Here is a 20,435-nt window from a genome sequence, read left to right as displayed (position 1 = left end):
CCCCCAAGGTCCCCGGATTTCCCCGTGGCACCGTGTTCCCCCTCAGTAGTGCGACCCCGAAATCCCCCGTGGGGTCCCCCCTGCTGTGTACCTTTTCCCTGACGTGGTCCCACCTGGCCGGCGGTGGTGTGCCGCACCCACCCCCCGGCGTCACGGCACACCACCCTTTCCACCCGGCCTGGCCGGCGGCGCGTCCCCCCTAGAGACACACACCGACTGGACCACGCCCGCGGGCCCCCCGACCCGCTCACTTACAAGAGCACCCTGAGCGGCTCCTGATACATCCACGGCAAAGTTTTTTCAGAGAAGTTTTTCGCCGCCGCTCAGACGTGTCACAGCCTGCGGATAGGTTCTACTCATGCGTGAACTCATCCCCGCCTCCTGGGCGCCGGTGCTGGCTGCCGAGACCGAGCAGCCGTACTTCGCCGACCTGGAGGCTTTCCTTAAGAACGAGCGTGCCGAGCACCAGGTGTTCCCGCCTGAGGACGAGGTGTTCGCGGCGCTGGAGGCGACGCCGTATCAGGACGTGAAGGTCGTGCTGATCGGGCAGGACCCGTACCACGACGACGGCCAGGCCCACGGCATGTGCTTCTCGGTGCGCCCCGGCGTGCGGATCCCGCCCTCGCTGCGGAACATGTACAAGGAGCTGGAGACCGACCTGGGCGTCCCGCCGGTCAAGCACGGCTACCTGAAGGCCTGGGCCGACCAGGGCGTGCTGCTGCTCAACACGGTGCTCACGGTGCGCGCGCACGAGCCGGCCTCGCACAAGGACCGCGGCTGGGAGAAGTTCACCGACGCCGTCATCAAGGACGTCTCGGCGCGCGAGACGCCGGTGGTGTTCGTGCTGTGGGGAGCGCACGCCAAGAAGAAGGCGAAGCTGATCGACTCCTCGCGGCACGCGATCGTGCAGGGCGCGCATCCCTCGCCGCTGTCCGCGAAGCTGTTCTTCGGCTCCAAGCCGTTCTCCGCGGTGAACGAGGCGCTGGCCGGGTTCGGGCAGGAGCCGATCGACTGGCGGCTCCCCGAGACCGTGTGAGTCTCCTGAGGACGTAAAGACGTAAAGACGTAAAGGAGTCGGCCCGGCGGGGGATCCGCCGGGCCGACTCCTTATATGCAGACTCTCCTATAGGGAGTCTTGTATAGAGGCGCTCTTATAGAGAGCCTTCTCAGAGGCCTCTACAGAGACACTCCCGCAGGCTCCGCCTCCCGCTCGCCGTCCTCGTGCCCGGCGACGAACGCCCCCCACAGCGCCGCGTACGTCCCGCCGCCGTCGACGAGCTCGGCGTGCGTGCCGTCCTCCACGATCCGGCCCCCGTCCAGCACCAGGATCCGGTCGGCGCGCGCCGCCGTGGTCAGCCGGTGCGCGACCACCAGCGTGGTGCGGCTCCGGCCCTCCGCGCCGTCCTCGGAGGAGCGGGCCAGCTCGGCGCGGGTGACCGCGGCCTCGGTGGCCAGGTCCAGCGCCGAGGTGGCCTCGTCCAGGATCAGCACGTCCGGATCGGCCAGCTCGGCCCGGGCCAGCGCCAGCAGCTGCCGCTGCCCGGCCGACAGGTTCCGGCCGCGCTCGGCCACCCGGGAGTGGAACCCCTCGGGCAGCGCCGCGATCATCTCCTCGGCGCCGACCGCGCGGGCCGCCGCCTCGATGTCCCGGCGCGGCGCGTCGGGGCGGGCGTAGGCGATGGCCTCGGCGACGGTCCCGTCGAACAGGTACGCCTCCTGCGGGACCACGCCCAGCCGGTGCCGCCAGTCGGTCAGCTCGAACTCGCGCAGGTCGTGCCGGCCGGCCGTGACCGCGCCGCCGGTCGGGTCGTAGAAGCGGGCGACCATCTTCACGAGCGTGGACTTGCCCGCCCCGGTCTGCCCGACCAGCGCCACCGTCTGCCCCGCCGGGATGCGTACGCTGACGCCCACCAGCGCCGGCCGGGTGTCCGGGCCGTAGGCGAAGGTGACGTCGTCGAACACGATCTCGCCGAGCGCCGCCGGGACCGGCACCGGATGCTCCGGCTCCGGCGTGGACGGCTTGGTGCGCAGCAGGTCGCCGATCCGGCGCAGGCCCACCGCGGCCTGCTGGTAGCCGTCGAACACCTGCGAGAGCTGCTGCACCGGCGAGAACACCATGTCGATGTAGAGCAGGTACGCGATCAGCGCACCGGCGGTCAGCTCCCCGGAGTGCACCCGCGAGGCGCCCGCGGCCAGCACCAGCAGCCCGGCGACGTCCGCCAGGAGCTGCACGAACGGGAAGTACGTCGCGATGTACTTCTGCGCCCGCAGCCGCGAGACGCGGAACTCGTCGGACAGTCCGGCGAACCGGACCGCGTTCGTGCCCTCGCGCCGGAAAGCCTGCGTCACGCGCATGCCCGCGACGTTCTCCTGCAGGTCGGCGTTGACCGCCGAGACCTTCTCCCGCGCCTCGGTGTAGGCCTTGCTGGACTTCGACCGGAACACCGCGGTCGCGATCAGCAGCGGCGGCAGGACGCTCAGCGCGATCAGCGCCATCTTCCAGTCGATCACCACCAGCGCCACCACGATGCCGACGAACGACAGGACACTGACGACCGCCTGTTGCAGACCGGTCTGCAGGAACGTGGACAGCGCGTCCACGTCGGTGGTCATCCGGGTCATGATGCGGCCGGACAGCTCGCGTTCGTAGTAGTCCAGGCCCAGGCGCTGCAACTGCGCGAACACCTTCACCCGAAGCGCGTACAGCAGGCGCTCGCCGGTGCGGCCGGTGACCCGGTACTGGCAGACGTTGATCACGGTGTCCGCGAGCGTCACCCCCAGCGCCGCCACCGACACCGCGACGATCGCCGACAGCGAGTGGGCCAGGATGCCCTGGTCCACGCCGCCGCGGATCAGCGCCGGCAGCGCCAGGCCGGCCGCGGTGTCCGCGGCGACCAGCGCCAGGCCGAGCAGCAGCGCCAGCCGGAACGGCCGCAGCAGCTTGCGCAGCGAGAACTTCGGGTCGGCTGCGCGGGCCTCGGCCTGCGAGACATGCGGGGCGTCGGTGGCCGGCGGCAGCGCCGCGACCTTCGCCAGCAGCTCCGGGGTCGGGGGCATCGAGGCCAGGAAGCCGCCGAAGCCGCCGCCACCGCCGGGCGCCGCGCCGGCACGCATGCCGCCGCCGCCTCCGCCCATGCCGGGCAGCGCGCCGGAGCCCGAGCCGCGGGCGGCCAGGGGGTTGCCGTCGCCGTCGGTCTCCGGCCACAGGCTCGGGGTGATGCCGTCGACCTGGGCTTCGGTCGCGGTTTCGGTGCCGGTGCCAGTGACAGTGCCGGTGCTAGTGCTGGTGGCGTTGCCGTTTCCGTTGGCAGCGGTGCCGTTGGCGTGGCTCTTGGCCTGACCGTTGGTCGTGCCGTTGGTCGTGCTGTTGATCTGACCGTTGGCCTGGCCGTTGACCGCGAAGCCGTTCGAACCCTGACTCTGCGCGGGCAGCGCGGGCAGCGCGGGCAGCGCGGGCAGCACAACCCGCGTCAGGTCCCCGGCGTCGATGCCCTCCGCGTCCTCTCCCGGCCCGGACAGCAGCAGCCGGTACAGCGGGCAGCGCTCGGTCAGCTCCTCGTGCGTGCCGATGTCGACGACCCGGCCGCGGTCCAGCACCGCGATCCGGTTCGCCAGCGCCAGCGTGGAGCGGCGGTGCGCGATCAGCAGCGTGGTGCGCCCGGCCATCACCCGGCGCAGCGTGTCGTGGATCTCCGCCTCCACGCGGGCGTCCACCGCGGAGGTGGCGTCGTCCAGGATCAGCACCCGGGGGTCGGTGATCAGGGCCCGGGCCAGGGCTATGCGCTGGCGCTGGCCGCCGGACAGGGTCAGGCCCTGCTCGCCGACCACGGTGTCGTAGCCGGCGGGCAGCTGCTCGACGAACTCGTCGGCCTCGGCCATCCGGGCCGCGGCGCGCACCTGCTCGTCGGTGGCGTCCGGGCGGCCGTAGGCGATGTTGGCGCGGACCGAGTCGGAGAACAGGAAGCTGTCCTCCATCACCAGCCCGATCGCCTCGCGCAGGGAGTCCAGGGTCACGTCGCGCACGTCGGCGCCGCCGACCCGCACCGAACCGCCCTGCACGTCGTAGAAGCGGGGGAGCAGCATCGACACCGTGGACTTGCCGGACCCGGAGGTGCCGACCAGCGCGACCGTCTCCCCGGGCCGTACGGCCAGGTCCAGGCCGCGCAGCACGGGCCGGGAGGCGACGTAGCCGAACACCGCGCCGTCGAACTCCACGCCCGAGGCTTCCCGCGGCAGCAGCGCCGCGTCCGGCTTCTCGGTCACCTTCGGCTGTGAGTCGATGATCTCGAAGATCCGCTCCACGCTGGCGCGCGCCTGCTGCCCGATCGTCACCAGCGAGGACAGCATCCGCACCGGCCCGAGCATCTGCGCCAGGTAGGTGGAGAACGCCAGGAACGTGCCCAGCGTGATCGTGCCCCGCAGCGCCAGCCAGCCGCCGAGGAACAACACCCCGACCTGCCCCAGCGCCGGGATTGCCATGATCGCCGGGTTGTAGCGCGCCGAGAACCGCACTGCGCGCAGCCGCGAGGCGAACAGCCGCTCGCCGGCCGCCTCCAGCTTGCCGAGCTCCTGCTCCTCCTGCCCGAAGCCCTTCACCACCCGCACGCCGCCGACCGCCGCGTCCACCACGCCGGCCAGCGCCGAAGCCTGCTGCTGCGCCTCCCAGGTGGCCGGATACAGCCGCTTGCGCGCGGCCACCGCCACCAGCCACAGCAGCGGCCCGGTCGCCAGCGCGACCAGCGTCAGCAGCGGCGACAGGAACGCCATCACCCCGAGCGCGACGAAGAACAGCAGCATGTTCCCGGTCAGCATCGGCAGCATGCCCAGCAGGCCCTGCACCATGGTGACGTCGGAGGTGGCGCGCGAGATCAGCTGCCCGGTCGCCAGCTCGTCCTGGCGCGCGCCGTCCAGCCGGGACAGCGCGCCGAAGATCCGGTTGCGGAGGTCGTACTGCACGTCCAGGGAGAGCTTGCCGCCGACGTAGCGGCGCAGCCGCGTCCCGGCGAAGTTCGCGAGCGCCAGCACCAGCGCCATCGCGGCCCACGGGGCCAGCGACGAGCGGCGCGAGATGACGACGTCGTCGATGATGTGCCGCTGGATCAGCGGCATGGCGGCGTTGGCCAGCATGGCCACCAGCGAGCCGCCGAACGCGATCAGGACGCTCCGGCGGTAGACCCAGCTGACCGAGGCCAGCCGGCGGATCCAGGAGCTGGACGCGTTGTCGTCCTTGCCGCCGGTCACCAGGGTTTCCGTGGTGTCCGTAGTGTTCGTATTGCTTATGTTGTTTGCGTTGCTTGTGGTGTTGTCAGCGTTCTTGATGTTCTTGCCCCCTTGTCCTCGATCTCGTCACTCAGCGCGCGCCGCCTCGGCCTCGGCCAGATGCCGGGCCCGATGCTCGGCGAACCGCCGGTTCAAAGCCCCGTCCAGCGCGTCGAAGCAGTCCAGCAACGCCTCACCGCCGCCGTCCAAGTGCGCGCCCGCATCCCCGAACAACGGCGCCAAAGCGGCGGCCAACTGCTCCTCGGCACTCCGTACAGCAGCCAAACCGGCCTCGGTAATCCGCACCCGCACCACCCGCCGATCCCCGGGATCGGCCTCCCGCTCCAGGAACCCGGCGGCCACCAGCGCATCGGCGGCGGCGGTCAACGTGGGCTTGCGCACCGCGAGCTTGTCGGCCAACCGCGCCGACCGCTCCCCGCCCCCACGCACCATCGACAGCAGCTGGTACTGCGGCAGGCTCAAGCCGGTCTCCACCCGCTCCAGCGACCGCCGCAACCGCACCAGCACCTGCACGGCGTCGACCACCCGCTCCGCGGGCAGCCCGGACAGTTGGTTCGACTCACTCATGGTTAGAGTGTCGAACTTCTTTGGGGATTTTGCAAGTTCGTTCTGGCGGGCCGCCGGCCCGCGACGCGATCACCACGGCGCGGAGGGTATCCGAGTTCTGACATACTGGGGGAGAACGCGTGATCTTGGCCGCCACCTCAAGTCCACCGGTGAGTGCGGAGCGCAGCGATGTCGGATTCCCAGCCACTGTCCGGGCCCCTCGCATGGCTTCAACGTGTGTCGGCGGATCGCGCACTGCTGCTCGGCGATGAAGCCCTGCGGGAAGCGAACGCCCTGTCCGCCGACGCCGGCACGGCCGATGAACACTTCGTGGCCTTCGCGGTGGGGTGGTTCCACTGGCAGCGGGCGATGGCGCGGCCCGAGGCGGAGGGCACGCAGGATCGGACGGCCGCCGTCTGCCATCTCGCGAGCGTCTTCCTGAGCCGGCCCGAGGCGGTGCCGGAGCCCCTGCGCGCGGCTTTCGAGCAGGTCGCGGTCTCACACGGCTGGCCGGGAGTGGATCCCGTCGCGGTCACTGAATACGCCGTCGGGATCGCCTCCGTCGCGGATCGGTTCGACCAGGCGTTGCTGTTGTTCCGAGTGGCTGTCACCGCCGCGGACGAACACCACCCCCGTCGGGCCTGGTTCCTGGGCAACCTCGGCCTCGCGCAGCTCCTGCTCTTCGAGCGCACCCACGAGGAGGGCGCGCTACGAGCATCGGTGCGATCGCTCCGAACGGCCCTCGCCTCGGTGCCCGAAGGCAGCCCTTTGCGCGCTTCCTATATGAACAACCTCGCGCAGGCCCTCTACAAGGTGGCCAGCCCCGAGGGCATAGCCGAGGACACGGCTGCCGCCTCCGAAGCCGTGGAAACCATGCGCGCGGCGCTCGCCGCACTTCCTGACGACGACCCGTCGCGGGCGGCGTTCCTGAGCAATCTGGGGGCGATTCTGCAGGTGCGCGCGGCGCAGATCCGCGATGCGGACCTGATGGCTGAAGCCGTACAGGTCGGGCGGCAAGCGGTGGCTGCCGCTCCGCGGGCGGTCGTGGCGCTGGACCGGCTGCGTGTCGCCCAGGAGGGTCTGTTCCGCCTCACCGAGGAATCGGCGCCTCTGCTGGAAGCCGTGCAGACCGGTCGCGACCTGATGGCCGTCCTTCCCGAGTCCGACGCGAACCGTGCCCGATACCTGTCCGACGTCGGCCGCATGTTGCACGCCGCCTTCCTGGAGACCAGGGACGTGTCCGTGCTCAAAGAAGCGGCCGATGTCTGGCGGGCCGCGGTGAAAGCCTGTCCGCCGGACAGCCCGGGCTACGTGATCTGCCACAACAACTTGGGCATCGCGTGCCGGATGCTGTCCGAAACGCTCGCGGATCGGGACCTGCTGATGGAGGCGGTGTATTCGGCTTATGAGGCCGTGAACCGCACCGGCGAGAACACCATCGAGCACGCGCGCTACCTGAGCAATCTGGGGCAGGTGCTGGTGACGTTGGCTCGGCGGACCGCCGACGAGCCCGCCTTGGAGCAAGGTGTTCTGGAGGAAGCCGTTCAAGCCGGACGGACGGCGGCGGCGTCGATCCAGGACGCCGACTACCGGTACATCCATCTCCGTGCCCTGGCCGACTCGCTTCGCGCGCTGTTCACCGTCACCGCCGACCCGAGCCTGCGGATCGAGGCGCAGGCGTGTCTGCGGGAGGCGGCGGAGAGCCTGGCAGCCCCGACGATCAGCCGGATCCAGGACTACCGGGATCTCGCAGCGTCGATGACGGAGCCGGATGAGGCGCAGGAGGCGTTGACGGCGCTGGAATCCGCCATCGACTTGGTGGCCTTCCTGGCTCCGAACAGGTTGTCCCGCACAGAGCGTGAACAGCGCGTGCGCCGCTTGGCAGGCCTGGCGTCACAGGCGGCCGCGGCCGCGTTGGACGCCGGGCTGCCGGTGCGCGCCGTCGAACTGCTGGAGCGGGCCCGTGGTGTCCTCGTCGCGGACGCCGTGGGGGTGCGCGGCAGCGAACTCGGTCGGCTGCGCTGGCGGGCGCCGGAGCTGGCGGACCGGTTGGACGCGCTGCGGAGCCGCCTCGACGCCGCGGATCACGCCGATGCGTGGCGGGATGTCGGGCACTTTGAATTTCCGACGGATCGGCTCCCCGCATCGGATCTGCCGTTGATCGCGGAACGGCGGGCGTTCTACGCACAATGGCACGACCTCCTGGAGGACATCCGGGCCCTCCCCGGGTTCGAGGACTTCCTCGACGTGCCGGACGTCGAGCGGCTGACGCGCACCGGTCGGATCCCCGGTCCCGTCGTGCTCGTGACGTCGTGCTCGTATCGCAGCGACGCGTTGATCGTCACCGGCGACCCGTCGGATCCGGTGCGCGTGGTCCCGCTGCCCGGCCTGACCGAGACCGACGTGATCGCCAACGCCGCCCGCCTGACGCCCGCCTACCGTGCCATGTCCGGAGCCGCGTTCGATCGCGACGGTCGTGACCTGAATCCGCCCCACGCCGCGCCCGATGACGGGATCTTCGAGGTCCTGGCGTGGCTGTGGACCACGATCGCCGAGCCGGTCCTGGTCGCGCTGGGCCACACCGGCACCCCCGCCGACGGCGAGGAATGGCCGCGCGTGTGGTGGTGTCCGGTGGGGCCGCTGGCGTTCCTGCCGCTGCACGCGGCGGGCCGCCATGAAGGCCACGCGGGCCAGGCGGGGGAGCCGGGGGAGCCGAGCGAGGCGGGACAGCCGGGACAGCCGAGCGAGGCGGGCCAGGCCGTCATGGACCGCGTCATCTCCTCCTACACGACCACCGTGCGGGCCCTGACCAGCCACCGGTCCGACACAGGCCCCGGCGGGCAGCCCAGCGGTGAACCCGATGCCGGCTCCGTTCTCATCGTCGGCGTGCCGGACACCCCCGGCGCCCCGCTGCCCGGGGTGATCGAGGAGACCAAGGCGATCAGCACTCTGATGCGCGACGTCACCATGCTCGCCGACCCCACCCGCGACGCCGTGCTCGCGGCCCTGCCGGCGCACGGCGTCGCGCACTTCGCCTGCCACGGCCGCGTCGACCGGGGCAACCCGCTGCGCAGCCACCTGGTGCTCGCCGACTACGACGTCCGCCCGCTGACCGTCGCCGACATCAGCACCCTGCGGCTGTCCGGCGGCCTGGCGTTCCTCTCGGCCTGCGACACCGCGACCACCGCCGAGCGCCTGGCCGACGAGTCGGTCCAGCTCACCAGCGCCTTCCACCTGGCCGGCTACCGCCACGTGGTCGGCGCGCTGTGGCCCATCGACGACGCCCTCGCGGCCGACCTCGCCGCCGAGTTCTACCGCTGGCTCACCGACGACGGCCAGAGGCCACCCCGGCTCCAGAGCTGCGCCGAAGCGCTGCACCACGCCGTCAGGCAGCTCCGGCGGCGCCGTCCTGACATGCCGCTGCTGTGGGCCGCCTACCTCCACACCGGCGCCTGACCGCCGAGCCTGGACCGTCGTCACCGAACATTGATTCAGTCGTCGCCGCTGACATACGATGCCGAAAGCCGATCACGCCTCCGTCTCCCCACCCTCCCCTTCGCAAGGAGACCCATGTCTGCGCTGACGCCCGAAGCCGTCGAGTCGACCATCAAGCAGATCCTCGTGACGGAGGCGTACGTGGAGGTGGCCGAGGACTCCATCGCGGCGGCCCAGGAGCTGGCCCGCGACCTCGGGGTGGACTCCCTGGGCTTCACCCAGCTGCGGATCTACTGCGAGCGCAGGTTCGACGTCAAGATCCCCGAAGGCGATTTCAACTCGGTGCGGTTCCGCACGGTCGGCACGGTGCGCGACCTGATCCTCGAGCTCACCGCCTGACAGTCGCCGACTGCGGGAGCCCGACTGCGGGAGCCCGACCGCGGCCCCCGACCCCGGACCGCCCGTCACCCCGGCTTGCCGGGTGCCGCCCGCGGCTTCAGCGTCGTGGCGACCAGGACGACACAGAACGCGAACACCGCCGCGACCAGCAGCGCCATCCGCAGCCCCTGCGAAGTGTTCGCCTCGACCGTCGAATGCCCGTGCCCGGCAGCCGAGCTGAACACCGTCACCAGCACCGCCAACCCCAGTGACCCGCCGACCTGCTGGCAGGCTTGCAGCAGCCCCGAGGCGGACCCGAAGTCCCGCGGCGGCAACCCGCTCATCAGCATGATGGCCAGCGGGCTGAAGGCCATCCCGCCGCCGAAGCCGAACAGCATCAGCGGGAACAGCAGGCCGGTGGCGAAGTGCGTGCCGGGGCTGAGCCGGGACAGCCAGAACAGCCCGACGGTGATCAGCACCGTCCCGATGACCACCAGACGGCGGGCCCCGAGCCGCGGCATCAGCTTCGGGACCAGGCGGGCCACGGCGAACAGCATGACGCTCAGCGGCAGGAACGCGAACCCGGTCTTCAACGGCGAATAGTGCAGCACCTTCTGCATGAATTGCGACGTGAAGAAGAACGTCGCGAACATCGCCCCGATCAGCAGCACGTAGCCGAAGTAGCCGCGGGCCCGGACCGGGTCGCGCAGCAGACGCAGCGGGACCACCGGCTGCTCGACGCGGGACTCGGCGACCACGAACGCGGCCAGCAGCACCACCGCGATCGCGATGGCCGTGATCGTCCGCGGGTCGCTCCATCCGCTGCCGGCGGCGTTGACGCATCCGTAGACCAGGCTCGTCATGCCGCCGACCGAGGTCAGCGCGCCGACCACGTCGAAGCGGCCGGACTGCCGGGGCGAGTCCGGGAGCAGCCGGGAGGCGGCGACGGCGGCCGCGATGCCGACCGGCACGTTGATGAACATCACCAGGCGCCACGAGCCCCAGGAGGTGAGGACGCCGCCGAGCAGCAGGCCGATCGAGCCGCCGGCGCTGGAGACCGCGGTGAACAGGCTCATCGCCTTCACCCGCGGGACGCCTTCGGGGAAGGTGGCGACGATCAGCGCCAGCATGCTCGGCCCGGCCATCGCCGCGCCCACGCCCTGGCACACGCGGGAGGCCAGCAGCATGCCGGAGTCCACCGCGAGGCCGCCGGCGAACGAGGCGACGGTGAACACCACCACGCCGGCCACGAACATCCGGCGCCGGCCGAGGATGTCGCCCGCACGGCCGCCGAGCAGCAGCAGCCCGCCGAAGGCGAGCGTGTAGGCGTTCAGGACCCAGCTGAGGTTCGCGTCGGAGAAGTGCAGGCCCTTCTGCATCTTCGGCAGGGCTATGTTGACGATGGTGCCGTCCAGGACCAGCATCAGCTGGCAGCTCACGACGGTCGCCAGGATCAGGCCCGGCTTCGACCCGGCTCCGGGGGCCGGGCCCCCGGTGGCGGTGTTCGGCAGGGAGGGCGCGGCTGACATGGAGTGGGCCACCTCCGGGGGGTCCGTTTCCGGCCGGACGGGCTCCGCGCCGGGGGTTTTCCTCAGCGTACTGAGAAAGACGGCGCGCGTCCCGGGCCCGGGGCGGCTATCTCAGCTCGCCGCGCCGCAGCATGTCCCGGATCTCGTTGAGCCGGTTGGTCGCCCCGGCCTCGGGCTCCCGGGGCTCGGCCGACCGCCGCAGCGCCTCGTCGATCTCGTCGATCTTGGCCGGGGTCAGCACGGCCGCCCGGGCGCTGAGCGAGTCCGCGGTGACCGTGGTCTGCCAGGTGCAGAACAGGAAGTCCGGATTCGGGAATCCCAGCCGCAGCACGCCTTCATAGGGGAGTCCGTCGATGGCGCCGACCGACACCTCGACGCCCAGTCCGCTGATGTCGATCCCCGACGGCTCCACGACCTGCAAAGCCTGGAAGCCCGACTCCTGGTCGCCCGAGAGCAACACCACCGGCCGCGACTCGTCGAGATCGGCCCACCACACTTCTCCGCGTTGCATGCGCTCCCCTTCGAAAACTCCGTTTCCCACCCTACGGGACGGCGCGACGAAGCACAGAGATCCCGTACGCGCAGCCCCCTACTCGGCGCGGAAAACGGGCGGGTGAATGAGGGGACTGCGGTACGGGGGTGGCCGGCGCTAGGGGGTTCGTGAGGGGGTTGTCGGTGCTCCGCGGCGTCGATAATGTCCACTATCAGTGCAGGTCGGACGGGGTACGCGGCCGACGGTGCGCTTTTCGTTCCCAGTTCCGCGCCCCGGTCGGGGATGCCGAGGACGACCCTCGATCCTGCCTTGACGGGCCCGTGTGCGCGCAGAACCCGCGCAGAACCGACGACTGCCTTGATCCGCCCCAGCGAGAGCCTGATCCGGCCGCACGAGGAGGAAAGACCTTGCGGGCACGCACCGAAGCCATGCCGCTCACCGTGGTCCTGGTACAGCAGGGGATCTGGGACATGCCCCTGGAATCGATGCCGTTGGCGTCGGCCTACATGCGCGCGACCGCGCTGGCCGACGAGCGGCTCCGGGCCGACACCCGGATCGAGATCCACAACTTCCGGGGCGGGACCACGAACGCCATGATGGCGAACGACCTGTTCACCGGTGCCGTCCCGGATGTCCTGGCCTTCTCGGTCATGGGCTGGAACCAGCAGTCCTTCGGGTCGCTGGCCGCCACGTTCAAGCAGCTCAACCCGAACGGGCTGGTGGTGTTCGGCGGGCCGCACGTGAGCGGTCAGGGCGAGCGGCTGTTCCGGCTGTTCCCCGAGCTCGACGTCGTGGTGAACGGCGAGGGGGAGTTCACCTTCCGGGATCTGCTGACCGCCTGCCTGGACGGCCACGGGGCGCACGATCTGCACACCGTGGACGGCCTGTCCTTCCGCGGCGTCGCCGGCGAGGTCGTCACCACCGCCGACCGGGAGCGCATCAGCGATCTGGACTCCATCCCCTCGCCCTTCCTCACCGGAGCCCTGGAGCTCACCGACGAGGAGGGCAAGTTCCGCTACGACGTCGCCTTGATGGAGACCAACCGCGGCTGTCCCTACAAGTGCTCCTTCTGCTACTGGGGCGGTGCGATCGGCCAGAAGGTCCGCGCGTTCTCCCTGGACCGGCTGAAGCAGGAGCTTGAGGTGTTCGCCCGGCACAAGGTGCACACGGTGGTGGCCTGCGACGCGAACTTCGGCATGCTCCCGGCCGACCTGGAGTTCGTCAAGATGCTCATCGAGACCCGGGAGAAGTTCGGGTTCCCCCGCGCGCTGGAGACGTCCTGGGCGAAGAACAAGTCGAAGACCTTCTTCAGCATCGTCAAGATGATGAAGGACGCCGGCATGCACAGCTCTTTCACGCTGGCCCTGCAGTCGCTCAGCGACGACGTGCTGGAGACCATGAACCGGCGCAACATGAAGGTCAACGAGTGGGAGGACCTGGCGGCCTGGCTCGACCACGAGGGCCTGGACTGCTACGCCGAGCTCATCTGGGGCGCGCCGGGCGAGACCGTCGAGTCCTTCATGGAGGGCTACGACCGGCTCTCGCGGCGGGTGTCGCGGATCGCGGTCTATCCCATGCTGCTGCTTCCCAACACCGACTACATGGAGAAGAAGGAGCAGTACGGGATCGCCTCGGTGCGCGGCGACCACGACGACTTCGAGTACGTACTCGCGCACAGCACCATGACGTTCGCCGAGAACCAGCGGATGCAGCGTTTCCTGTTCTGGGCGCGCGTCGTGGCCGAGAACGCGGTGCTGCGCCACGTGTGGAATCCGTTGCGCGCGCTGGCCGGCCTCACCCAGTCGCAGGTGCTGCGCAACCTCGACGCCTGGATCGACCAGGCCGACGACCCCGGCGCCGACGTGCTGCGGGCGTTCGCCGCGGGGGCGGCCGGCGGGACCGAGGCGTTCGGCGGCGCCATCACGTACCTGTTCACCGATCCGTACGCCACGCGCCTGCTCGAACGGTGGTGGCGGGAGTCGGTCCGGCCGTTGCTGCCGGAGACCGCCACGCCGCTGCTGGACGAGGTGTTCCGCTTCGATCTGCTGACCCGCCCGGCCTACCGGCCCGAGCAGTCGGGGGAGGACCTGCCCGTCGTGCACGTCGGCGGCGAGGACTTCTACGTCCGGCGGGACGTGGCGCTCGGGTTCGACGTCCCGGAGGTGATCGCGGCGCTGCGCAGGGACGAGGAGGTCTCGCTGGAGCCGTCGCCGCGGACCGTCGACATCCACTACCGCACCGACTGCGACTCGGCCGTGACCTCGACCAACCACGAGATCGTCATGCACTTCATGGGCATCGTCGCCGCCGACGCCGAGACGCCGGCGGGCCTGTCGTGAACGAGCTGCTGCTGTTGAACGGGCCGAACCTGGGCATCCTGGGCCGCCGCGAACCGGAGATCTACGGCTCGCAGACCCTCGCCGACATCGAGCGCCTGGTCGCCGACGAGGTCGCGGACAGCGGCTGGAAGGTGGTCTCGCGCCAGTACGACGGCGAGGGCGAGATGGTGCGCGCCGTGCAGGACGCCTACGACACGGTGGGCGCCATCATCAACCCCGGCGCCCTGATGATCGCCGGTTGGAGCCTGCGCGACGCGCTCGCCAACTACCCCCGGCCCTGGATCGAGGTCCACCTGTCGAACGTCTGGGCGCGCGAGGAGTTCCGGCACCAGTCGATCCTCGGGGCGCTCGCCGACGGCGTGATCTTCGGCCTGGGCGCCGAGGGCTACCGGCTCGCCGCCCGGGCGCTCGTCCGGCGCGCCGCACAATGAGCGCGGACGTCCTGGTCGTCGGCTACGGGCCGGTCGGCCAGGTGCTGTCGATCATGCTGGCCCGGCAGGGCTGGAGCGTCACCGTCGTGGAGCGGTGGGAGAACCCGTATCCGATGCCGCGGGCGACGGTCTTCGACGGGGAGACCGCACGTACCCTGGCCTGCCTCGGCCTGGACTCCGCGTTCGCGGGGATCGGCGAGCCGGTCGACGCCTACGACTGGCGGAACGCGGCCGGCCGGACGCTGCTGCGGATGGACTTCGCGCCGGTCGGGGCCTCCGGGTGGCCGGACGCGACGGCCTTTCACCAGCCCGCTCTGGAAGCCGCGCTCGCGGCCCGTGCGACGGAGCTGCAGGAGCGCGGGCTGTTGCGCGTCCTGCGCGGCCACGCCGCCGAGGCCGTCACCGAATCCGCCGACGGCGGCGTCACCCTCGCCGCGGTGACCGCCGACGGTGAGCGCGTCACCCTCGACGGGTCCTGGCTCGTCGGGTGCGACGGGGCCAACAGCGTCGTGCGCGGCTGGCTGGGCGGGGACGTCACCGATCTCGGCTTCTCGCACGACTGGCTGCTGTGCGACGTGGTCCTCGACCGGCCGCGGGTGTTCGAGCCCGCCAACGCGCAGCTCTGCGATCCGGTGCGGCCGACCACGGTCGTCGGCAGCGGGCCGGGGCGCCGGCGGTGGGAGTTCATGCGCCTGCCCGGTGAGACCGTCGAGGAGTTGGACCGGCCGGAGACCGCCTGGCAGCTGCTCGGGCGCTCCGGCGTGACCCCGCAGGACGCCACACTCGCCAGGCACACCGTCTACACCTTCCAGGCCGCCGTGGCCGACACCTGGCGCCGGGGGCGTCTGCTGCTCGCCGGGGACGCCGCGCACTCGATGCCGCCGTTCGCCGGCGCGGGCATGTGCTCCGGTATCAGGGACGCTCTCAATCTGTCGTGGAAGCTCGACCGGGTCCTGCGCGGCGACTCCGACGAGCGGCTGCTGGACACCTACGAGGCCGAGCGCCGAAGCCATGTGCTCCGCACGATCGAGCTCTCCGTGCAGCTGGGCAGGATCGTCTGCGTCACGGACGAGGAGGAGGCCGCCCGGCGCGACGCCGCTCTGCTCGCCGGGAGGACCCCGGGCCGGCCGCTGGCCCAGCCGCTGCGGGAGGGGCTGCTGCACCGGACGGTCGGGACGGTGGCCGCGCTGCCGACCGGGGCGCTCGTCCCGCAGGGGCGGGTCGCCCGGGACCGGGAAACTGGGCTTTTCGACCAGGTGGTGGGGACCGGGTTCGTCTTCCTGACCACCGAGGACCCCGCCGGCGTGCTGACCGCGGAGCAGACCGCGTTTCTCACGGCGATCGGTGCCCATGTCGTCCGGGTGGTGGCCGAGGACTCCGATTCCGCTGGGCAGGCGTCCGGCGAGGTCGTCGACCTCGACAAGGTGTACCTGCCCTTCCTGGCCGCCGCCAGAGCGCGCTTCGCGCTGGTCCGACCGGACTTCCACGTCTTCGGCGTCGGACGCAACACTCGCGAGCTCACCATGCTTCTAGCGGAGTTGAAGGCCGGGCTGGCAGCGCGGGTTCCCGAGCCGGAGGTGGACCATCCTTCTCGGCATTGACATCGGCGGTACGAAGGTCGCCTTCCGCGCCGAGCCCGCCGCGGGAGCTGACCTCGCCGAGGACGCTCAGAGCCGCGGGAAGGCCGTCGAGTCCGCGTTCAGCTGGTCGGCGCCCGGCGCGCTCGACGCCGATCTCGCGGCCCTGCGCACGCACGTGGAGCAGATCAGGGTCCGTACGCATCGGCCGTTCACCGGCGTCGGAGTCGCCGTGCCCGCCACCCTGGACGCCCGGGGCCGGGTCACGGCCTGGCCGACCCGACCCTCCTGGGTCGGCCTGGACCTGGCGGGCGTCCTGCGCGGGCTGTTCCCGGCGGCCCCGGTCCACTGTGCCGACGACGGGGACCTGGCGGCCCTGGCGGAGGCGGCCGCAGCAGGCTGCGAAGACCTGGTCTACGTGGGCGTGGGCACCGGCATCGGGGGCGGGATCGTCCTCGGCGGCCGCAGCGTGCCCGGTGCCCGGCGGGGCTCGTGCGAGCTCGGGCACCTGATCGTGAATCAGGACGGCGCGCTGTGCGACTGCGGCCGGCGCGGCTGCGTCCAGGCCGAGGCCTCCGGACCTGCGACCCTGCGCCGGGCCGCGGCCGAGCGCGGAGCGGCGGTCGGATTCGAGGACCTGCGCGCCGCATACGCCGACGGCACGCCCTGGGCCCTCTCAGCGCTCGCCCACAGCTGCGCGGCGCTGGCCGCGGCCCTGGTCGGCGTGGCCGAGCTGGTGCGGCCCGCGGCGACGGTCGTCGGCGGCGGGTTCGCCGCCGGGATACCGGGCCTGGTCGAGGAGGTGGCGCGGCGCGCGGGCGCGCTGGCCAGGCCGGGACATCCGGTGGCCCCGGTGCTGCCCGCACGGCTCGGTGGCAGATCCTCGCTGCACGGGGCGGTCCTGGCCGCCGCGGGCCCGCTCACCCGGTGATGCGGTCCAGGCCGAAGAACTCGCGGTAGAGGTCGATCTGGTGCGTGAGCATATGCGACCCGTGATGGATCCGGTGGCCGAGGGCCGCGGCGGCCTGGAGCAGCGCCGTGTCCTTCGGCTGCATGATGATGTCCGCCACCACGGTGCCCGGCGCGAGCTGCTCCACCGCGAACGGGAGCGGGTCGTCGGGGCGCAGGCCGAGCGGCGTGGCGTTGACCGCCAGGTCCACGTCCCGGACCTGCGGTGTCGTGCTTCCCGAGATCCGTCCCGGGTGGTGCTGCTCCAGCCGCGAAACCAGGGTGTCGAGCCGGTCCTCGTCGCGGTCGCACACGGCCAGGTGCGCGATGTCCGCTCCGAGCAGCGCGGCGGCCACGGCGCCGCCGGCCCCTCCCGCCCCGACCAGCGCCACGCGCCGGCCGGCCGGCTCGAACCCCGCGGACTCCAGGCCCCGGACGAGCCCGGCTCCGTCGAAGTTCTCGGCGAACCAGCTGCCGTCGGGCTCGCGCCGCAGCGCGTTGGCGGAGCCGGCCAGGGTCACGGCGCGGCTGACGCGGTCGGCGTGCCGGCACACGTCGATCTTGTGCGGGATGGTGACCAGCAGGCCGTCGAGATTGCCGATCCGCTGGAGACCGCGGACGACCTCGGCCAGATGCCGTGGCTCGGCGAGCACCGGGACGAGCACCGCGTCCAGGCCGAGCTCGGCGAAGACCGGATTGAGCAGCCCCGGCGCCTTCACCTGGGCGACCGGGTATCCGAGCACTGCGTAGACCCGGGTCGAACCGCCGATCTCCGGCACCGCCCGGGTCCCCCGGAATCCGCGCGTCTCGCGCATCGCATCGGCCTGAGACGTCATCGCCCACCCTCGCTTCCGGCAATCATTCACTGTGCGGCGATCCGGGTCGCCCCGGGATGCGGGCGGCCCGGATCCCTCGTCAGACGAACCGGACGGCTTCCTCGTACTCCAGCCGGGGCAGCCGCTCGGTGGTCCCGTCCTCGGCGGCCCAGCCGATGTTGACCACCAGGACCGAGCGCCAGCGTCCGTCGGAGAAGAACTCGGCGTCGACGCCCTTGGCGTCGAACCCCTTCATCGGGCCCGCGGCCAGGCCGGTGGCCCGGACCGCGAGCAGGAAGTAGGCGCTCTGCAGGGTCGCGTTGAAGGTCGCGTTCTCGTCGCGGATGCCCGGGTTGGCCTCCAGCAGCTCCTTCATCTGCGGGATCGCCGGCCACAGGCGCGGCACGTACTCGGCGAAGTCGTTGTCCGCCGCGAGCACCGCGACGACCGCGGCCGACTCGCTCTTCGGCTTGTTCGGCGGCGTCAGGAACGGCAGCAGCCGCTGCTTGGCCTCCGCGGAACGGATGAACAGCACCCGCAACGGCGAGACGTTGCTGGCGGTCGGCGCCCACTTGAGCAGTTCCCAGATCGCACGCAGGCGGTCCTCGTCCACCGGTTCGTCGGTGAACCGGTAGGTGGTGTGGGCTTCCGTGAACAGCAGCCGCTGTCCTTCCGGAGAGAGCGCATAAAGGTGTTCGAGGTCTGCGAGACCGATGAGGTCGCTTGTCACGGTGAGTCCCCTCTGCCGGTGGACGTCAGTCCACGCGCGTCGCGTGCACGGACCAGACCGGTATGTGAACCGGGTTCTTCTCCAGGAGCGGCTCCAGGACCGTCAGCCGGTGCCGCAGCGCCTTCGTCGCCGGGTGGTCGGCCGGGTGCTGGTCCGGCGTCGCGTCCAGGACCTCGACGTTCAGGTGGCAGATGTACGACGAGGGACCGATGTAGTCGACCCGCCATCCCGCCGCCGGCAGCACCCGCTCGAAGGTCTCCTGCGTGAGCACGCTGGGGAGAACCAGGCCGTTGATGTTGTGCGAGCCGAACGCGAACAGGTAGCATCGCGCGCCCGGGCGGGTGGCGCGGTGCAGGGCCTGCGCGTACCGCACCTGCGCCGACTCGTCGAAGGCGAAGATGTGGTAGAGCGCGGAGTCGACGACCGTGTCGAACCGTCCCTCCATGCCCTGCAGGCTCGTCGCGTCCGCGACCTCGAAATCCACCTTCACGTCGGCCTCGCGGGCGTTGCGCCGGGCCAGCTCGATCGCCGCGGGCGAATCGTCCACGCCGGTCGTGGCGTAGCCCTGGGAGGCGAAGTAGATCGCGTTGTGCCCCGGCCCGGTGCCCGGATCGAGCACCTCGCCCCGGAGCGCTCCGTGCGCCACCAGCTCCCGGACCGCCGGCTGCGGCCCGCCGATGTCCCAGAACCTGCCCACCGGGACGCCGTCGATCACCCGCTCGTCGCGATAGGACTTCTCGAAACGGGGCTCGCGGGGCTGCTCGGCCATGCTCGTCATGCTCCTTCGTTCTCGGTCGGCTGGATGGACTGGATGGACTGGATGGACTGGATGGACAGCGCGTGCCGGAACACATTCCTGGGGTCCCACCGTGCTTTGATCCGCTGAAGCCGGGGGTAGTTCGCGCCGTAGAAGAGCGTGCTCCAGGGCACCTCGGACTTGTTCCACCGCGGATCGGCCAGGTCGCTGTCCGGCCAGTTGATGTAGCAGCCGTCCGCGGCGTCGTTCGGCGCCGGCACGCCGCCGGTGGTGGCGAAGACGTCGCCGTAGAAGGCCCGGAGCCAGTCCAGGTGCCGCTCGTCCTCCTCCGCGACGCCCCAGCAGTTGACGACCGCCAGCAGCATGATCGAGTCGCGCTGCGCGGTCGCCGTGTCGGCGGGCGCCACGGCGTTGATCTTCCCGCCCCAGGACGACAGGATGGCGGCGCTCGCCGGATTGGTGTAGTCCGGGTCCCGCAGGTTGCGGTACAGCGTGTCCACCTGGTCGTCGTCCAGCGGCTTCTTCAGGTACGCCGCCTTGAGTTTCGAGCGCAGTTCAGAGGGCTGCAAACCGAAGGCCGTCGCCGGGTTCGGGATGTTGAGCACGTTGTAGAGCCACGGCTCGTCCATGACGGTGACCTCCGCCTGCGGCATGCCGGCGGTCATCTCGGCCAGATAGGCGTCGAGCACGTCGCGGCTCCCGGAGGCGGGATCGAGGCGGCCCATCGCCAGCACCATGCCGTGGTCCTGCCGGAAGGCGATGAGTTCGCCGTGCAGGGCCGCTGTCGGCGTCTCCGGATCGGCGTTGCGCGCGCACCACTGCATGAAGTTGTCGCTGAGCCGGCCGAAGGACTCCCGGTCGAGGTCGGTCCACTGCCACATGGCCGTGGCGACCAGGAACCGGGACGGACGCTTGGGCAGCAGCGCGGCCGGGTCGTCGCCGACCGCGTCCCTGCTGCGGAACCAGAACTTGGTGACCACGCCGAAGTTCCCGCCGCCGCCTCCGGTGTGCGCCCACCACAGGTCCCGGTTCGGGTCGTCGGGCTCCCGGGTGGCCACCACGGTCTCGGCCCGGCCGTCGGCGCCGACCACGACGAGCTCGACGGCGTACAAGTGGTCGGAGATGTGCCCGTGCAGCCGGGAGAGCACCCCGTTGCCGCCCCCGGACACGTGGCCGC

General features: G+C 71.3%; 15 protein-coding genes. 7 read left to right on the top strand and 8 right to left on the bottom strand.

The features are described from left to right. The first annotated feature begins 358 nt into the window (after window positions 1-358). Window positions 359-1,036 (top strand): uracil-DNA glycosylase, encoded by a 678-nt coding sequence (ung, locus tag GWK61_RS38435; protein WP_194916629.1) that lies wholly within the window; start codon window positions 359-361, stop codon window positions 1,034-1,036. Window positions 1,037-1,176: 140 nt separating this feature from the next. Here ung and GWK61_RS58880 read toward each other — a convergent pair whose 3' ends face one another. Both GWK61_RS58880 and GWK61_RS38425 read right to left on the bottom strand, forming a co-directional pair. Beyond that, window positions 1,177-5,241, bottom strand: a complete 4,065-nt coding sequence (locus tag GWK61_RS58880; RefSeq protein WP_323747944.1) for an ABC transporter ATP-binding protein — start codon at window positions 5,239-5,241, stop codon at window positions 1,177-1,179. A 105-nt stretch (window positions 5,242-5,346) separates the two neighbouring features. Then, the gene (locus GWK61_RS38425) at window positions 5,347-5,847 is read right to left on the bottom strand and encodes a MarR family winged helix-turn-helix transcriptional regulator (protein ID WP_194916628.1); all 501 of its coding nucleotides are present in this window, start codon (window positions 5,845-5,847) and stop codon (window positions 5,347-5,349) included. Between the two features lie 216 nt (window positions 5,848-6,063). On the opposite strand from GWK61_RS38425, the gene GWK61_RS60040 reads away from it, so the two are divergent. Together GWK61_RS60040 and amcB are read left to right on the top strand one after the other, a co-directional pair. After that, window positions 6,064-9,282, top strand: coding sequence for a CHAT domain-containing protein (locus GWK61_RS60040; RefSeq protein ID WP_194916627.1), 3,219 nt, complete (start codon window positions 6,064-6,066; stop codon window positions 9,280-9,282). Window positions 9,283-9,396: 114 nt separating this feature from the next. Next, window positions 9,397-9,660: a cispentacin biosynthesis acyl carrier protein AmcB gene (gene amcB / locus GWK61_RS38415; protein WP_194916626.1), complete on the top strand. Its 264-nt coding sequence runs from the start codon at window positions 9,397-9,399 to the stop codon at window positions 9,658-9,660. A 65-nt stretch (window positions 9,661-9,725) separates the two neighbouring features. Here the strand turns inward: amcB and GWK61_RS38410 are convergent, their stop codons facing one another. After that, complete coding sequence (locus tag GWK61_RS38410) at window positions 9,726-11,168, bottom strand: MFS transporter (protein ID WP_194916625.1); 1,443 nt, start codon at window positions 11,166-11,168, stop codon at window positions 9,726-9,728. Window positions 11,169-11,274: 106 nt separating this feature from the next. Next, window positions 11,275-11,679, bottom strand: a complete 405-nt coding sequence (locus GWK61_RS38405; protein ID WP_194916624.1) for a type II toxin-antitoxin system PemK/MazF family toxin — start codon at window positions 11,677-11,679, stop codon at window positions 11,275-11,277. 410 nt (window positions 11,680-12,089) lie between these two features. Between GWK61_RS38405 and GWK61_RS38400 the strand changes: the two genes are divergently transcribed. From GWK61_RS38400 to GWK61_RS38385, 4 genes are read left to right on the top strand one after another with little or no spacing between them, the layout of a single operon-like run. Then, window positions 12,090-14,000, top strand: coding sequence for a KedN5 family methylcobalamin-dependent radical SAM C-methyltransferase (locus GWK61_RS38400; RefSeq protein ID WP_194916633.1), 1,911 nt, complete (start codon window positions 12,090-12,092; stop codon window positions 13,998-14,000). Then, window positions 13,997-14,431 carry a type II 3-dehydroquinate dehydratase gene (locus tag GWK61_RS38395; protein WP_194916623.1) on the top strand — a complete coding sequence of 145 codons (435 nt, stop codon included), beginning with the start codon at window positions 13,997-13,999 and terminating at the stop codon, window positions 14,429-14,431. The genes GWK61_RS38400 and GWK61_RS38395 overlap by 4 nt, the downstream gene beginning before the upstream one ends. After that, on the top strand, window positions 14,428-16,032 hold the full coding sequence (gene mhpA, locus GWK61_RS38390) for a bifunctional 3-(3-hydroxy-phenyl)propionate/3-hydroxycinnamic acid hydroxylase MhpA (protein ID WP_194916622.1): 1,605 nt from the start codon (window positions 14,428-14,430) through the stop codon (window positions 16,030-16,032). The genes GWK61_RS38395 and mhpA overlap by 4 nt, the downstream gene beginning before the upstream one ends. Continuing rightward, on the top strand, window positions 16,016-16,939 hold the full coding sequence (locus GWK61_RS38385) for an ROK family protein (protein WP_194916632.1): 924 nt from the start codon (window positions 16,016-16,018) through the stop codon (window positions 16,937-16,939). The genes mhpA and GWK61_RS38385 overlap by 17 nt, the downstream gene beginning before the upstream one ends. Here the strand turns inward: GWK61_RS38385 and GWK61_RS38380 are convergent. The 4 genes from GWK61_RS38380 to GWK61_RS38365 form a co-directional block, all read right to left on the bottom strand. Next, window positions 16,929-17,792, bottom strand: coding sequence for a shikimate dehydrogenase family protein (locus tag GWK61_RS38380; protein ID WP_228563634.1), 864 nt, complete (start codon window positions 17,790-17,792; stop codon window positions 16,929-16,931). The two genes, GWK61_RS38385 and GWK61_RS38380, sit on opposite strands and share 11 nt — an antisense overlap. Window positions 17,793-17,871: 79 nt before the next feature. Next, on the bottom strand, window positions 17,872-18,501 hold the full coding sequence (locus GWK61_RS38375) for a malonic semialdehyde reductase (protein ID WP_323747943.1): 630 nt from the start codon (window positions 18,499-18,501) through the stop codon (window positions 17,872-17,874). A 25-nt stretch (window positions 18,502-18,526) separates the two neighbouring features. Beyond that, entirely contained in the window at window positions 18,527-19,279 is a 753-nt protein-coding gene (locus GWK61_RS38370; RefSeq protein ID WP_194916621.1) for a class I SAM-dependent methyltransferase, read from the bottom strand. Then, window positions 19,276-20,435 (bottom strand): FAD-binding oxidoreductase (locus tag GWK61_RS38365; protein WP_194916620.1); only part of this gene is annotated, 1,160 nt, incomplete at its 5' end. The genes GWK61_RS38370 and GWK61_RS38365, both read right to left, overlap by 4 nt.

This window comes from Catenulispora rubra (assembly GCF_015356825.1).
Taxonomy (GTDB): domain Bacteria; phylum Actinomycetota; class Actinomycetes; order Streptomycetales; family Catenulisporaceae; genus Catenulispora; species Catenulispora rubra.
Note: the sequence above shows the minus strand (reverse complement) of the source record. Positions and strands in the feature narration are given on the sequence as shown.

Excerpts from the sequence above, each read along its gene's own strand:
- ung (WP_194916629.1), top strand. The coding sequence starts at position 359 with ATGCGTGAACTCATCCCCGCCTCCTGGGCGCCGGTGCTGGCTGCCGAG.
- GWK61_RS38425 (WP_194916628.1), bottom strand. The coding sequence starts at position 5,847 with ATGAGTGAGTCGAACCAACTGTCCGGGCTGCCCGCGGAGCGGGTGGTC.
- amcB (WP_194916626.1), top strand. The coding sequence starts at position 9,397 with ATGTCTGCGCTGACGCCCGAAGCCGTCGAGTCGACCATCAAGCAGATC.
- GWK61_RS38410 (WP_194916625.1), bottom strand. The coding sequence starts at position 11,168 with ATGTCAGCCGCGCCCTCCCTGCCGAACACCGCCACCGGGGGCCCGGCC.
- GWK61_RS38405 (WP_194916624.1), bottom strand. The coding sequence starts at position 11,679 with ATGCAACGCGGAGAAGTGTGGTGGGCCGATCTCGACGAGTCGCGGCCG.
- GWK61_RS38400 (WP_194916633.1), top strand. The coding sequence starts at position 12,090 with ATGCCGCTCACCGTGGTCCTGGTACAGCAGGGGATCTGGGACATGCCC.
- mhpA (WP_194916622.1), top strand. The coding sequence starts at position 14,428 with ATGAGCGCGGACGTCCTGGTCGTCGGCTACGGGCCGGTCGGCCAGGTG.
- GWK61_RS38380 (WP_228563634.1), bottom strand. The coding sequence starts at position 17,792 with ATGACGTCTCAGGCCGATGCGATGCGCGAGACGCGCGGATTCCGGGGG.
- GWK61_RS38370 (WP_194916621.1), bottom strand. The coding sequence starts at position 19,279 with ATGACGAGCATGGCCGAGCAGCCCCGCGAGCCCCGTTTCGAGAAGTCC.